This is a genomic window from Pseudomonas xantholysinigenes (genome assembly GCF_014268885.2).
GTDB classification, from domain to species: Bacteria; Pseudomonadota; Gammaproteobacteria; order Pseudomonadales; family Pseudomonadaceae; genus Aquipseudomonas; species Aquipseudomonas xantholysinigenes.
The window spans coordinates 2973081-2986685 of record NZ_CP077095.1 but is presented as its reverse complement, the minus strand read 5'-3'; the positions used below and the strand labels follow the sequence as shown (position 1 = coordinate 2986685).

Annotated in this window: 14 protein-coding genes; 11 read left to right on the top strand and 3 right to left on the bottom strand. The window is 66.9% G+C overall.

Annotated features, from left to right (window positions below):
- Positions 1-106: 106 nt before the first annotated feature.
- The 7 genes from HU772_RS13215 (at position 107) to HU772_RS13185 (ending at position 7937) form a co-directional block, all read left to right on the top strand.
- Entirely contained in the window at positions 107-2938 is a 2832-nt protein-coding gene (locus HU772_RS13215; RefSeq protein WP_186659528.1) for a xanthine dehydrogenase family protein molybdopterin-binding subunit, read from the top strand.
- Positions 2931-3470, top strand: coding sequence for a (2Fe-2S)-binding protein (locus HU772_RS13210; protein WP_186659526.1), 540 nt, complete (start codon positions 2931-2933; stop codon positions 3468-3470). The genes HU772_RS13215 and HU772_RS13210 overlap by 8 nt, the downstream gene beginning before the upstream one ends.
- Before the next feature lie 2 nt (positions 3471-3472).
- Positions 3473-4684: a cytochrome c gene (locus HU772_RS13205; protein ID WP_186659524.1), complete on the top strand. Its 1212-nt coding sequence runs from the start codon at positions 3473-3475 to the stop codon at positions 4682-4684.
- A gap of 1 nt (position 4685) precedes the next feature.
- Positions 4686-5657 (top strand): XdhC family protein, encoded by a 972-nt coding sequence (locus HU772_RS13200; protein ID WP_186659522.1) that lies wholly within the window; start codon positions 4686-4688, stop codon positions 5655-5657.
- A complete protein-coding gene (locus HU772_RS13195) occupies positions 5654-6217 on the top strand; it encodes a nucleotidyltransferase family protein (protein WP_186659520.1) in 564 nt (187 codons plus the stop codon). Before HU772_RS13200 ends, HU772_RS13195 begins: the two co-directional genes overlap by 4 nt.
- Positions 6218-6375: 158 nt before the next feature.
- The gene (hchA, locus tag HU772_RS13190; protein ID WP_186659519.1) at positions 6376-7230 is read left to right on the top strand and encodes a glyoxalase III HchA; all 855 of its coding nucleotides are present in this window, start codon (positions 6376-6378) and stop codon (positions 7228-7230) included.
- Positions 7227-7937, top strand: coding sequence for a PA1136 family autoinducer-binding transcriptional regulator (locus HU772_RS13185; protein WP_186659517.1), 711 nt, complete (start codon positions 7227-7229; stop codon positions 7935-7937). The genes hchA and HU772_RS13185 overlap by 4 nt, the downstream gene beginning before the upstream one ends.
- A gap of 1 nt (position 7938) precedes the next feature.
- Here the strand turns inward: HU772_RS13185 and HU772_RS13180 are convergent, their stop codons facing one another.
- Entirely contained in the window at positions 7939-8931 is a 993-nt protein-coding gene (locus HU772_RS13180; RefSeq protein ID WP_186659565.1) for an NAD(P)H-quinone oxidoreductase, read from the bottom strand.
- A 22-nt stretch (positions 8932-8953) separates the two neighbouring features.
- Here HU772_RS13180 and HU772_RS13175 point away from each other — a divergent pair, with 22 nt between their 5' ends.
- Positions 8954-9103 carry a hypothetical protein gene (locus tag HU772_RS13175; RefSeq protein WP_186659515.1) on the top strand — a complete coding sequence of 50 codons (150 nt, stop codon included), beginning with the start codon at positions 8954-8956 and terminating at the stop codon, positions 9101-9103.
- A gap of 25 nt (positions 9104-9128) precedes the next feature.
- The gene (locus tag HU772_RS13170; RefSeq protein ID WP_186659514.1) at positions 9129-9989 is read left to right on the top strand and encodes a LysR family transcriptional regulator; all 861 of its coding nucleotides are present in this window, start codon (positions 9129-9131) and stop codon (positions 9987-9989) included.
- 197 nt (positions 9990-10186) lie between these two features.
- Here the strand turns inward: HU772_RS13170 and HU772_RS13165 are convergent, their stop codons facing one another.
- On the bottom strand, positions 10187-10780 hold the full coding sequence (locus tag HU772_RS13165; protein WP_186659511.1) for a TetR/AcrR family transcriptional regulator: 594 nt from the start codon (positions 10778-10780) through the stop codon (positions 10187-10189).
- A 104-nt stretch (positions 10781-10884) separates the two neighbouring features.
- Between HU772_RS13165 and HU772_RS13160 the strand changes: the two genes are divergently transcribed.
- Positions 10885-12243, top strand: a complete 1359-nt coding sequence (locus HU772_RS13160) for an MATE family efflux transporter (protein WP_186659509.1) — start codon at positions 10885-10887, stop codon at positions 12241-12243.
- Here the strand turns inward: HU772_RS13160 and HU772_RS13155 are convergent.
- Positions 12231-12560 (bottom strand): cupin domain-containing protein, encoded by a 330-nt coding sequence (locus HU772_RS13155; RefSeq protein WP_186659507.1) that lies wholly within the window; start codon positions 12558-12560, stop codon positions 12231-12233. The two genes, HU772_RS13160 and HU772_RS13155, sit on opposite strands and share 13 nt — an antisense overlap.
- A gap of 72 nt (positions 12561-12632) precedes the next feature.
- On the opposite strand from HU772_RS13155, the gene HU772_RS13150 reads away from it, so the two are divergent.
- Positions 12633-13532: a LysR family transcriptional regulator gene (locus tag HU772_RS13150; protein WP_186659505.1), complete on the top strand. Its 900-nt coding sequence runs from the start codon at positions 12633-12635 to the stop codon at positions 13530-13532.
- The last annotated feature ends 73 nt before the right edge of the window (positions 13533-13605 follow it).

Below are 13605 nucleotides of genomic sequence, written 5' to 3'. Positions count from 1 at the left end.
CGTCATCTTGACTTAATAGTCAGATTTTGTGATCGTGCGCGCCCTTCCAGTTTCTCAAGCACCAGAAAAAGCATGGGCAGCCCACGAGCTACCCAGAGGATCAACCATGTCCAACCGTGATATTTCCCGGCGCTCGTTCCTGCAAGGCGGGCTGATCGCCGGTGTCGGCGTGACCATGGCGCCGCTAGGCAGCCAGGCGTTCGCCGCCCTGATGGAAAGCCAGGTCACCACCTCGCCGCAGAAGTGGATGAACCATGATGGCAAGGTGCGCGTGCGTAACGATGCGCTGTCCAAGGTCTGTGGCGAAAAAGTCTTCGCCCGCGACATCCGCAGCAAGGACATGCCAGGCTGGCCGCAGCAGCAGGGCCATGCGCTGTTGCTCAAGGCGACCAAGGCCGACCGCATCTACGCCGGCTACGACCTGTCGCTGCTTGGCGCCGAGCTGCAGCCGGACCGCATCGTCACCGCCGATGACCTGAAAAAGGACGGCATCGCCTGGCCCGAAGCGCATTCCCCGGACCCGCTGTTGCCCCCCGGCCAGGTGCCGATGTTCATCGGCCACCCGGTGGCGATCCTGATCTGGCACGACTTCGAGCGCTTTCGCAAGGCCAAGCTCAAGCTGCAGTTCAACGAAGCGGCGATCCGCTACGGCGCCCAGGCCCCGTTGTACCAGCGCGACCCCTATGGCAGCTTCCGCTTCGTGCGGGTGGGCGGCAAGACGCCGTTCGACGAGGACACCTTCTCCAGCCTCAAGGACTCGCCGCTGTTCCCCACCATCCTCGCCCGCAAGCCGGTGTGGAATGCCGAGCCCAAGCAGCACGGCAACCTCACCGAGCAGGGCATGTATCATGCCCAGCGCATTGACGAGCAGCTCAAGCAGCCGCCCGAGGATTGGTTGCTGTTCGACGAACGCTACAAGACCCAGTCGATCGAGCCGGCCGCGCTGGAGCCGGACAACGGCAACGGCTGGTTCGACGCCGCCACCGGCACCTTGCATTTCGTTGTCGCCAGCCAGTGCCCGTTCGAAGTGGCGCAAGAGTGCGTGCACATGATCAAGCCGTCGCGCTTCGGCCTGAAGCACTTGAACATGCACCCCGGCTACACCGTCGGCTACGGCTCCAAGGACAACAACATCTTCCCGTTCTACGCCGCTGTCGCCGCCCTGTACGGCGCAGGCGTGCCGATTCGCCTGGCCAACGACCGCTACGAGCAGTTCCAGAGCGGTATCAAGCGCCACCCGTTCGACATTCGCTACCAGTTGGCGGTGGACAAGAACGACCTCAGCTTCCAGATCTTCCGTGCCGACATGACCGTCGACGGCGGCGGGCGCATCAACTACAGCCCGTCGGTGGCCGCCGTGGGCGCCACTGCGGCGCAGTCGATCTACTACATGCCGCAGAACGACCTGGCCGTCACCGCCTATCACTCGCGCGGTGTCGAGGCCGGCTCCATGCGCGGCTACGGCACCCTGCAGAGCATGGCCGCCACCGAGATGATGGTCGATGAAATCGCCAACCGCCTGGGTGTCGACGCCATCGAGCTGCGCCGCAAGAACGCGCTCAAGTCGGGCATGAAGAACACCCAGGGCGCGGTGCCCGCCGGTGCCCTGCGCCTGCACGAGATCCTCGACAAGGCCAGCCAGCACGAATGGTGGAAGAACCGCCAGGCGCGCAAGCAGGCCGAGGACGCCAAGGACCACGACAACTGGTACGGCGTGGGCTTCGCCATCACCCAGAAAGACTTCGGCACCGGCGCCGAGGCGCCGCTGGCGGCCATCGAGTTCAACGCCGAGGGCCAGATCAGCCTGCGCCATATCGGCACCGAGCTGGGCACGGGCATGTCCACCTCCCAGGCCTTCGTGGTCAGCGACTTCCTTGGCCGCGCCGCCGACGAGGTGAAGACCGCGCAGACCGAATGGCCGGAGCTGGCCCTGAGCACCAGCGGCAACCCGTACCTGATGAGCCAGGCTGAGCAGGACGCCGCGCTGCGCAACCCGCGCTGGGTGGCCAAGCTGGCGTCGCCTTCGTCGGCGACCAACTCGGCGTTCTACTTCAGCCACGCCACCCGCGAAGCGGCCCGCGTGCTGTTCAACCACGGCTTGTGGCCGGCGGCGGTGGCGCTGTGGCGCCAGGGGCCGTTCGGTGGCCAGGCCAACCCGCTGGTGGTACGCCGCGAGAACGCGGTGTGGGTCAACGGTGAGCTGACCGGTAACGGCCTGGCGCCGATCCCGTTCGCCGTGCTGGCCAAGAAGGCTCATGAGATGGGCCTGGTCACCGGCGTCAGCGTGCACGCATTCAACCGCTGGAGCTGGGCCGAAGCCGATTTCGTCATTGACGGCGTGCGTGAGCGCCTGCCACTCGATGGCCTGGCGGTGAAATACGGCGACGGCGCGGTGAACGCGAAGAAGGCGCAGATGACCAGCGCCGGCTTCCACCTGCTGGACCGGCAGAACGCCGCGTACCCGGCCACTCAGCTGAACAATGCCATGGTCACCTACTACAGCCCGGTGGCGACCATTGTCGAGGTCAAGGTCAACAAGGGCAGTGGCGAAGTCAGCGTGCTCAACCACCACAGCTGGGTCGAGTGCGGCCGGGTGCTGGTGCCCGAGTTGGTCAAGGGCCAGCTCGAAGGCGGTATTGCCATGGGCATCGGCCATGCCCTGCTGGAAGAAATGCCGTTGTACGAGGGTGGCCCGGGCGAGGGCGACTGGAACTTCAACCGCTATCGCCTGCCGATGGCCAAGCATGTCGCGGTGTGGAAGCAGACCTCGGAGATCCTGCCGCCGCTGTCGCCCACCGACCCATCCAAGGGCATCGCCGAGGTGGTGATGATCCCGGTGGTCGGTGCCATCGCCAACGCCGTGGCCCACGCCATCGGCAAGCGCGTGCGCGACCTGCCCATCACCCCCGCCCGCGTCAAGGAGGCCCTCAATGGCTGACCGCAAGCTGCAACTGACCCTCAACGGTCAATCCGTCGTCACCGAAGTGGTCCCCGATGACCTGGCGATGATCGACTACCTGCACGAATACCAGAACCTCACAGGCTCGCGCCTGGGCTGCGGCCAGGGCATCTGCCACGCCTGCGTGGTGATCGTCGACAACCCCGACGGCACCAGCGAGGAAGTGCGCACCTGCATCACCGGCGCGCACTACTTCGAAGGCAAGAAGGTGCGCACCATCGAAGGCCACGCCAAGCGTGACGAAGCCGGTAACCTGGGCGAACTGAGCCCGATCCAGCAGAAGTTCGTCGATCGCTTCGCTTTCCAGTGCAGCTACTGCGCCCCAGGCTTCGTCAACGCCGCCACGGTGCTGGTGGAGAAAGCCCAGCGCCAGCCGCTGAACAAAAGCGAGCTGGAGGGCGCCATCGAGGCCAGCCTCGGCCATCACGTGTGCCGCTGCACGGGCTACGTGCGTTACTACGAGGCGACCCGCGATGTGCTGACCGACCTCGGCCTGGTCAAGGAGGCTTGAGCATGATGCGCGTTTTCAACGGCCTGGCATTGGCCATTGGCGCGGCGCTGGCCTTCAGCGCCCAGGCGGCCGACCAAAACCAGGTCAAGCGCGGCGAATACCTTGCCCGCGCCGCCGACTGCATGGCCTGCCACACTGCCGAAGGCGGCGCGCCCTACGCGGGCGGGCTGCCGATCCATTCGCCGTTCGGCACCATCTACGGCACCAACATCACCCCGGACAAGCAGTACGGTATCGGCAACTACAGCACTGACGAATTCTTCGCCGCCCTCACCGAGGGCAAGCGCAAGGATGGCGCCAACCTGTACCCGGCCATGCCCTACACCTCGTATCACCTGGTCAAGCGCGAGGATGCCGACGCCATCCACGCCTACCTGATGACCGTGGCGCCGATCAATCGCCCGGCCCCTGAAACCAGCCTGAGCTTCCCGTTCAACGTGCGCGCGGGCCTGATGGGCTGGAACATGCTCTACGGCAAGAGCGTGCAGCTCGAAGAGGGCAAGGGTAACAGCGAGGCCTGGAAGCGCGGCCAATACATGGTCGAGGTTCTCGGCCACTGCGGCGAGTGCCACACCCCGCGTAACCCGATCGGCGCCCTGGAGCAAGACAAGCGCCTGACTGGCGGCCTGCTCGGCGGCTACCTGGCACCGAGCCTGCTGGCCAACGACCTGGCCGAGCGCGGCTGGAACCACGCCGACCTGGCGACCTTCCTCAAGCACGGCATGAGCGCCCAGGGCAGCATGTTCAACGAGATGTACCCGGTGGTGCACCACAGCACCCAGCATCTCGAAGACAGCGACCTGGCGGCCATGGCCACCTTCCTGCTCGGCGACCAGCCGCCGGCGGCCAAGGTGGTCCAGGCCGTGGCCCACGAGACCCTGGGCGAGAGCGCCAAGCGTGGCCGTCAGCAGTACCTCAACGTCTGCGCCGGTTGCCATGGTGGCGACGGCGAGGGCAAGCCGCACATCGCCGTGGCCATGCAGGGCAACACCATCCTGCGCCAAGCCGATTCGCGCAACCTGGTCAAGGTGATCGTCGAGGGCATCCGCGAGCAGCAGTTCACCGGTTTCGAGCGCATGCAGCCGATGCCGGGCTTTGCCGGCAAGCTCGACGACCAGCAACTGACCGACATGGTCAACTACCTGCGTGAAGCCTGGGGCGGCCTGCCGGGTGACTTCAGCACCCAGCAGCTGGCCGAGCTGAAGGCGGACTAAAGTGCAGCATCTGGACCTGCAGGTGGTGCGCCAGGCCGCGCAGTGGTCCCGTGACGGGCTGCCGGTGTGGCTGTGCACGGTGCTCTGCACCTATGGCTCGGCGCCGCGCGCGCCGGGTTCGCTGCTGGCGGTCAATGGCCAGGGGCACTGGGTCGGCTCGTTGTCCGGCGGTTGCGTCGAGGAAGACTTCCTCGAGCGCGTCGGCGCTGGCGAGTTCAACCAGGCGGTGGCCGTGGTGCGGTATGGCGACGGCAGCGACAACCGCTCGAACATTCGCCTGCCATGTGGCGGCATCCTCGACGTGCTGGTCGAGCACCTGCCCGCCGACTGCGCCACCCAGGCGCATTTCGGCGAGCTGGAGGCGGCACTGCTGGGGCGACGCCGGCTGTTGCGCGAGGTCGACCTGCGCAGCGGCCAATGCCGACTGAGCGACGATCACAGCCAAGGCCCACGGGTCGAGCAGGGCGAGCATTACGTGCGCCTGCGCATCGGCGCCGCCCAGCGCTTGCTGCTGGCGGGTTATTCGAGCGTCGCGCATTTCTGCGCGGAGTTCGGCAAGGGCCTGGGTTTCGAGGTGGTGCTGTGCGACCCACGGGACGAGGTGATGGACAATGTGGTGCTCGACGGGATAGAAATCCGCCGTGAACTGCCCTCGCTGTTCATCGCCAATGGTGGCTGCCACCGCGACACCGCGGTGGTGGCGCTCACCCATGACCCGAAGATCGATGACCTGGCCATGCTCGAAGCCGTCCGTACCGAAGCGTTCTACATAGGGGTGATGGGCTCGCGCGCCACCTCGGCCAAACGCCGGGAGCGCCTGCGCCGTATCGGCGAGCTGGGTGATGCCGAGATGGCGCGCATCCATGCGCCCATTGGCCTGAACCTGGGGAGCAAGACCCCGGCGGAGATCGCCCTGGCGGTGCTCGCCGATATTCTGCGTACCCGCAGCGGCATTGCCCGCGAGGCGTTGTGAGCATCGTCGCTCTGGTGCTGGCGGCCGGGCAGGGCGTGCGCTTTGGCAGCGACAAGCGCCGAGCGCTGCTGGGCGATGGCCGCAGCCTGTTGCAGCACAGCGTGGAACGGGCGCAAGCGGTGTTCGACGAGGTGCGGGTGGTGCTGCGCGATGGCGAGCAGGCCGGGGCGCTGGGCTTGCCTGTGGGCTGTCGGGTCGTTCACAGCGTCGATGCCGGGCTGGGCCTGGGGCACAGCCTGGCGGCGGGCGCCGCGTCGCTGGCGGACTGCCCGGCGCAGGCGGTGGCCATCGTGCTGGGTGATATGCCGTGGATCGCCCAGGGCACATACCAGCGCCTGGTCGAGGCGGCTGGGCCATCGGTGATCGTGGTACCGCGTTACCAAGGGCAGAATGGGCATCCGGTGTTGTTTGGCCGGGAGTTCTGGGCTGAACTTGGCGGGTTGGCCGGTGATGAGGGCGCGCGCGCTGTGTTGCGCCGGCATGCCGATCGTGTGGTCGTGCTGGAAGTGGACGATGGCGGGATAGTGCGCGACGTCGATACACCGTCCGCGCTCAACTAGACTGCTCTGGGCCATTTTACCGACGCTCCAACAAAACCCTCGCGTGGTATAGATGTACCGATGCCACGACAGCCATTGAGGGAAAACCCTCATTGCCGCTCGTCCGGTGGCCTCCTAGCATGGATCCGGTTACCCATCCCAAGCCCAGGAGTACAGCCATGACCAACCCCAACGACGACAAACGCCCCACGCCCGACCCCGCCGAAGACAATGCGTTCTTCCCCTCGCCGTATTCCCTCAGCCAGTTCACCGCCAGCAAGTCCGACCTCAGCGGCGCCGACTATGCCGATGCCTACCAGGGCGGGCGCTGGAAGATCCTGATGATCGGCGCCGACGAGCGCTACCTGCTCACTGACAACGGCACTTTGTTCTCCACCGGCAATCATCCGGTGGAAACCCTGCTACCCATGTACCACCTGGACAAGGCCGGGTTCGCCTTCGACGTGGCGACCTTGTCGGGCAACCCGGTCAAGTTCGAATACTGGGCCATGCCCCGCGAGGACCAGCAGGTACTCGGCCTGTTCGAGCGCTACAAGCCGGCCTTCAAGCAGCCGCAAAAGCTTGCCGAGGTGCTCGCCAGCGCCCTGGGTGACGATTCCGACTACATCGGCGTGTTCATCCCTGGTGGCCACGGCGCGTTGATCGGCTTGCCGGAAAGCGAGGAGGTCAGGCAGGTGCTGCAGTGGGCAGCGGACAACGACAAGTTCGTCATTACCCTGTGCCACGGTCCGGCGGCGCTGCTGGCCGCCGGCAAGCTCTACGACGGCTACAAGATCTGCGCCTTCCCGGATGACCTTGACGCCAAGACCCCGGACATCGGCTATATGCCCGGCCACCTGACCTGGAAATTCGGTGAGCGGCTGCGCGCGCAGGGCGTGGAGATCGTCAACGACGGTATTTCCGGCGCTGTCCATCAGGACCGCAAACTGCTCACCGGCGACAGCCCGCTGGCTGGCAATGCGTTGGGCAAGCTCGCCGCAGGCGCCTTGCTCAAGGCGGTCAACGGCCAGTGAGCGAGCTGCCCTTCGACAAGCTGGTGCAGGCGATCCAGCAGATCGAGCAAGCCACGACCCTGACGGCGATCCAGGTGGCCGTGCGCACTGTCGCACGGCCGCTGGGCTACGACCGCTTCGTGCTGTTCAGCGCCAGCGCCGCGCGGGATGAAGTGGTCGAGCGTATTCACTGGGTCGAGGGCGATTGGTTCGGCGAAGGCCAGCGCGTCGATGCGCAGACCTATATCCGTCATTGCCCGGTCAACCTCCATTTGTTGACCGCGCGCGCACCATTCTTCTGGAGCAAATGCGCAGGGGCGGACGGCGAGCATTACCGAGTGGTACGGGCACCGAGCGGGCCAGGCGTGCACGGCTTGCAGGTCCCGGTGTTCGGCCCGGCAGGGTTGGAGGGTGCCATGAGCCTGGGCGGGCAGCGTATCGAGGCAAGTGCCGGCGTGCGCCTGGGTTTGGCCATGCTGGCCAATGCGGCCTTTGCCAATGCCCGGCGGCTGCTGGAAGTGCCGCCGGGCCTGGGACCCTTGTCCGAGCGCGAGCGCCAGGTGCTGGCCTGGACCGCCGCCGGCCAGCGCCAGGCCGATATCGCCGCCACCCTGGGGCTGTCGGTGCGCACCGTGGAAAACCACCTGCGCGCGGCGCGCCGGCGCCTGGGCGTCGGCACCACCGCCCAGGCGATCCGTATCGCCCTGGGCAGTGGCGCGCTCGACTGACTCAGCCCTGGTGCGCGACGCTCAGCACCACCTTGCCAACATGCCGGCCAGATTCCATCAGCGCATGGGCCTGGCTGGCCGCCGCTAAGGGGAAGGTGGCGTGGATCAGCGGCTTGACCGCGCCGCTGCGGACATGGGGCCAGGCCTTGGCCTGCAAGTCGGCGAGGATCGCCGCCTTGTCGTCGGCACTGCGCGCGCGCAGGGTCGAGCCGATATGGGTCAGGCGCTTGGTGAGCATCGGGAACAGGTCGAGCTCAGTGGCCGGGCCCTTGATCACGCCAATCTGCACGATGCGCCCATCCATGGCCGCGGCCTTGAAATTACGCGCCACATAATCGCCGGCGATGATATCGACGATCACATCGACGCCACGGCCTGCGGTGTGCAGGAGCACCTGTTCGACGAAGTCCTCGCGGTTGTAGTCGATGGCGACATCGGCGCCCAGTTCCAGGCTGGCGGCCTGTTGCCCCGGGCCATTGACCGTGGTGAACAGCTGCGCCGCGCCCAAGGCCTTGGCCAGTTGCGTGGCAGTGGTGCCGATGCCCGACGCGCCACCGTGGATCAGCACAGTTTCACCGGCCTTGAAGGCGCCGCGCTGGAACAGGTTGACCCAGACGGTCATGAAGGTTTCCGGCAACGCCGCGCCCTCGACCATCGACAGGTTGTCGGGCAGGTGCGCGGTGGTGCGCTCGTCGGCCACGGCGTACTCGGCGTAGCCGCCGCCCTGGACCAGGGCGATGACCGCGTCCCCGAGGGCGAAGCCCTTGACCTGCGCGCCGAGCGCGACCACCTTGCCGGCGATCTCCAGGCCAGGGATGTCCGGGGCTCCGGCGGGCGGATCGTACAGGCCCTTGCGTTGCAGCAGGTCAGGGCCATTGACGCCAGCGGCGTGCACCTGGATCAGCAGCTCGCGCGGGCCGGGTTGTGGCGTGGCGTGGCTGGCGGCTTGCAAGACCTCTGGGCCGCCAGGCTGGGTGATGTCGATGGCGGTCATGTGGCTGGGAACGGTGTGACGCATGAAGACCTCTGTCATTCTGAAGAAAGGTGCGTCACAGGGTATGGAACCCATAGGTTGCAGTCGCGCGGCGATTTTGCGCCGCACCTTTGCAGATTTTCTTCAGCCAAGCGTAATTGGAGGCGCCAGCCTTGCTGGCAAGACCGGTTGAACCGGCCTCTTCACGGAGTAGACGAATGAATTGGGATGACGCCCGCATGCTGCTGGCACTGAGCCGTGAGCAAACCCTGCGCCGCGCCGCACGGCTGCTGCGGGTCGACCAGGCCACGGTGGGCCGACGCGTGGCGGCCCTGGAAGCGGACCTGGGCTCGACCCTGTTCCTGCGTACACCGGCCGGCTATCAGCTGACTGCCATTGGCGAGGTCGCGGTGGAAATGGCACAGAAGATGGAACACGCCGCGCTGGAGCTGGCCCGGCGTACCCGCGGCGCCGACAACGAGGAAGCCGGCGAGGTACGCATCGCCACCACCGATTCGTTGGCCCATGAGTTCGTCATTCCCGCGTTGCGTGAACTGCGCCAGAGCCATCCCGAGGTGCGCGTGGTGCTCAGCGGTAGCTCCGATATCGTCAACCTGTCGCAACGCGAAACCGATATCGCCATTCGCAACCAGCGCCCAGAGAGCCCTGACCTGGTGCTGCGCAAGCTGGCCAGTTGGCAAATGGGGTTGTTCGCCGCAGAGGATTACCTGCAACGCCACGGCCTGCCGCAAGACGGCAGCTTCGCCGGGCATGACCTGGTGGTGTACGAGCCTTACTGGCGCGGTCAGGCGCAGCCGACCCTGGTGGATGTGCCGATCGGCGAGGGCCGAGTGGTGATGGCGGCCAACGCCAGCATGCTGTTGCGCCGGGCCATTCACGAGGGGTTGGGGATTGGCGAGATTCCGCTTGAACTGGGCCAGCGTGACGGCCTGCGCCGGGTGTGGCCGCAGCGCACCCGGGCGCAGCCTTACGAGGTATGGATGGTCACCCACCAGGACCTGCGCCACACCGCGCGGGTGCGCGCGGTGATCGAACGGTTGGTGGCGGCCTTTGCATAGCGAGCTGGTGCCAGGTATCGCGAAGCAAGCGACGCGGTGCCTGGCACCGGCTGCGCCGGTGTTCGCGGCTGAAGCCGCTCCCACAGGGAGCGCGCCGACCTCAAGCCATGCGCTACACCTGTGGGAGCGGGCTTGTCGGAACGCCGCACCGCCGCGAAGCAGGCGCCGCGGTGCGTGCTTCGCCAGCAGGCTGGCTCCTACATTTGCAAGCCTTCCAGCAAACAGCGCAACGCGGTTTTCAACCGCTCGGCCGCCACTTGCGGATCATCCTGGGCGATCACCCACATGCCGCTGTCGCCCATCGCTCCGTTGATCAGATGAGCCATGGCCACTGCGTCGAACGCCCGCAGCCGGCCGGCGTCCTGCAACTCCACCAGGCCCTGGGCCATCGGCCCGATGTAGCTGGCTTCCTCCATCTCGCGCAGACGCGGGCCAAGCACGGCCGGGGCGTCCTGCAACAGGATACGGCGCAAGGCCGGGTCGTGCAGCAGGTCGTAATAGTGCAGACAGGTATCGATATAGCCTTCCCACGGGTCGGCATGGGTGTCGTAGCGGGCATCCAGGGCTTGGTTGATCTCTTCCAGCAGGTCCTGGACCACGGCGCCGAACAGGCCGGCCTTGCCACCGAAGTGATGGTGCAGGGCGCCACGGGTCAGGTCGACCTCGGCGCACAGGTCGTCCATGACCACGGCAGCGAAGCCCTTTTCGGCGAACTGGCGGCGGGCGGCGGCAATCAGCCGTTCAGTGGTGTCGGCGCTCATGGCGGCGCGGCTGCGGCGGGGGGCGGGCATGGATGACTCCGAAGCGAAAGTGACGTCGTGCAAATTAACATACGTTGCGTATGTCAATAAATGGCATTAGCATACGCGGCGTATGTCAATTGGAGGTTGCTACCGTGACTGCCCGTCTTTCACCTACCCCCGTGTCCTGGTTGGTCGAGTTGCCTGGTCTGTTGCGGCTGGCCCTGCCCCTGGTACTGGGCCTGTCGGCCGCCGAGTTGATCAGCCTGACCGACACCGTGCTGCTGGCCTCGCTGGGCACCGTGGTGCTGGCCTGTGTCGCGCTGACCAGCAGCGCCGGACTGATCTTCCATGCCGGGCTGTACGGCATGCTCGCCACCCTCAGCGTGCGCGCCGGCCATGCCTTCGGCGCCGACGACCCCGGCGCCGTGGCGCGCACGCTGCGGGCCGGGCTGGGCTATGGCCTGCTGGTAGGCGTGCTTGGCTGCCTGGCGATGCTGGCGAGCCTGCAGCTGGTGCAGTGGCTGGGCGTGCCGTTGCCCGACGTGGCGCTGTTGACGCCGTACTGGCAGGCCATGGCGGTGTTCCTGATTCCGTACTGCCTGGCGGTGGTGTTCAAGGATGTGCTGGAAGCCATCGGCCGGCCCTGGGTGGGCGTACTGCTGGTGATGAGCGCGGTGCTGTTCAACCTGCCGCTGAGCTACGGGCTGATCCACGGTCATTTCGGTTTGCCGGCGCTAGGGCTGCTGGGGGCTGGTATCGCCGGGGTGATCGCCGAGTCGCTGGCGGTGCTGCTGGCCCTGGCCTACTGGCGCCTGGCGCCGTCGCTGGGGCGCTACCGCCAGGCACCGCAGGGGGCGCGGTTGTCCTGGCGCACGCTGCTGGGCGAGGGTTGGCCGCTGGGCCTGGGTTACCTGGCCGAGGCCGGCGCGGTGGTGATCGCGGCCTGGATGCTGGGCTGGCTGGGTAACGCGGCGCTGGCGGCGAACCAGGTGGTGCAGTCGATCGGCGCGCTGCTGTACATGCTGCCGCTGGGCATGGCGGCGGCGGTGAGCATCCGCATCAGCCAGGCCCAGGGGCGTGGCCAGACGGCGCGCATCCGCGCCATCGGCAGCGCTACCTTTGCCAGCGTCACTGCCTGGATGCTGGTGGCCACCGTGTTGCTGGCCCTGTTCGGGCGGCGCATCGCCGAGGCCATGAGCGACGACCCACAGGTGGTCGCCATCGCCGTGCCGATGTTCGTGGTGGTCGCCGCCATGCAGGTGGCCGATGGTTTGCAGTCCACTGCGTTGGGCGCCTTGCGCGGCTTGCAGGACTACCGCTGGCCGGTGGGAGTGACGATGGTCAGCTATTGGTTACTGGCACTGCCGCTGAGCTACTGGCTGGCCTTCCACTCGGCGCTGGGCGCGGTCGGGGTGTGGGTCGGCTTCGCTTGTGGCCTGGCGGTGGCGGCGGTCCTGCTGCCCTGGCGCTTCTACCGGTTGCAACGGCCAGTAGCCGTTCAGCTGCGATAGAACACCGCCAGCCAAACCGTGGCCACGCCGGGCTCGGTCCAGACCACCCGGTGACGGCAGTGCGCCGGTATATCCAGGTGGTCGCCGGCGCGCAGTACACGGGGTTCGCTTTCATGCGCGAGGTGGAGTGCCGCGCTGCCGCTGAGCAGCAGCACCCATTCGCCTTCGTCCTGGTCGTACCAGAAGCCTGGAGGGCTGGCCTGGCCGCTGGAAACGATACGCTCGATGCGCAGGCCGGGACGGCGCAGCACTTCGTCGAACTGTTCGCTGGCGCGTGGATCCAGGGCGGGCAGGGCGGTGAACAGGTTATCGGGCATGAGTGACTCGAGCAGTTGATTCCAAACCCTGATTGTAGGAAGGTTCCGGCTTTTACCCTACGGAAAAGCGCGATGGACAAGCTGCTGGCGATCAAGGCCTTCATGGCCACTGTCGAGGCCCGAGGGTTTTCCGCCGCAGCGCGCAAGCTTGGCGTGGCTACTTCGTCGGTCTCGCGCCTGGTCGATGCCTTGGAGCAGGAACTGGGGGCCAGCCTGTTCAACCGCTCGACCCGCCAGGTCAGCCTGACCGAGGCCGGCGCCGGCTACTACCAACGTGCGCGAGACATTGTCGAAGCCCTGGCCGATGCCGATGCCAGTGTCGCCGATCGTGGCGAGGAGCCGGTAGGTGTGCTACGCCTGTGCCTGCCGGTAGAGTTCGGCCGACGGGTGATCGCGCCGCACCTGGGGGCATTCCTGGCACGCCATCCGGGGCTGGAACTGGACATCGACCTCAGCGACCGTTTCGATGACCTGTTCGAAGGGCGCTACGACCTGACCATTCGCCTCGGCGAGCCGGCGCCCAGCGACGAGCTGGTGTGCCGGCCCCTCGGGCGTTTCCAGCGCTGGCTGGTGGCCAGCCCGGCGTACCTGGCGGCGCGGCAACCGTTGCTACAGCCGCAACAGTTGGCCGACTGCGCCTGCCTGCGCTTTCGCTATGGCCAGGCCGCCCGTCCCTGGCGGTTGCGCCAGGGGGAGCAGACCTTGGAGCTGAATGTCGCTGGGCCGTTGCGCAGCGCCAATGCCGATCTGTTGCGCGAGGCAGCCATCGCCGGCAGTGGCGTCGCGTTGCTGGCCGACTGGTTGGTGCGCGGCGATGTCGAGGCTGGGCGCTTGCAACGGCTGTTCGCCGACTGGGAGGTCAGCCCCGGTATCGCCAGCACCGGCATCAATGCCCTGTACCTGCCCAACCACCGGGGCTCGCGGCGGGTCATGGCCTTCGTGACGTTTTGCGAGGCGCTGCTGGCGGAGTGAAGCGTTGCGCAGGGCGCAAAGGCGCGTTGCGCTGGCGGTGGATTCTCGCTCGGTGTCCGGCGCGGCACCATGC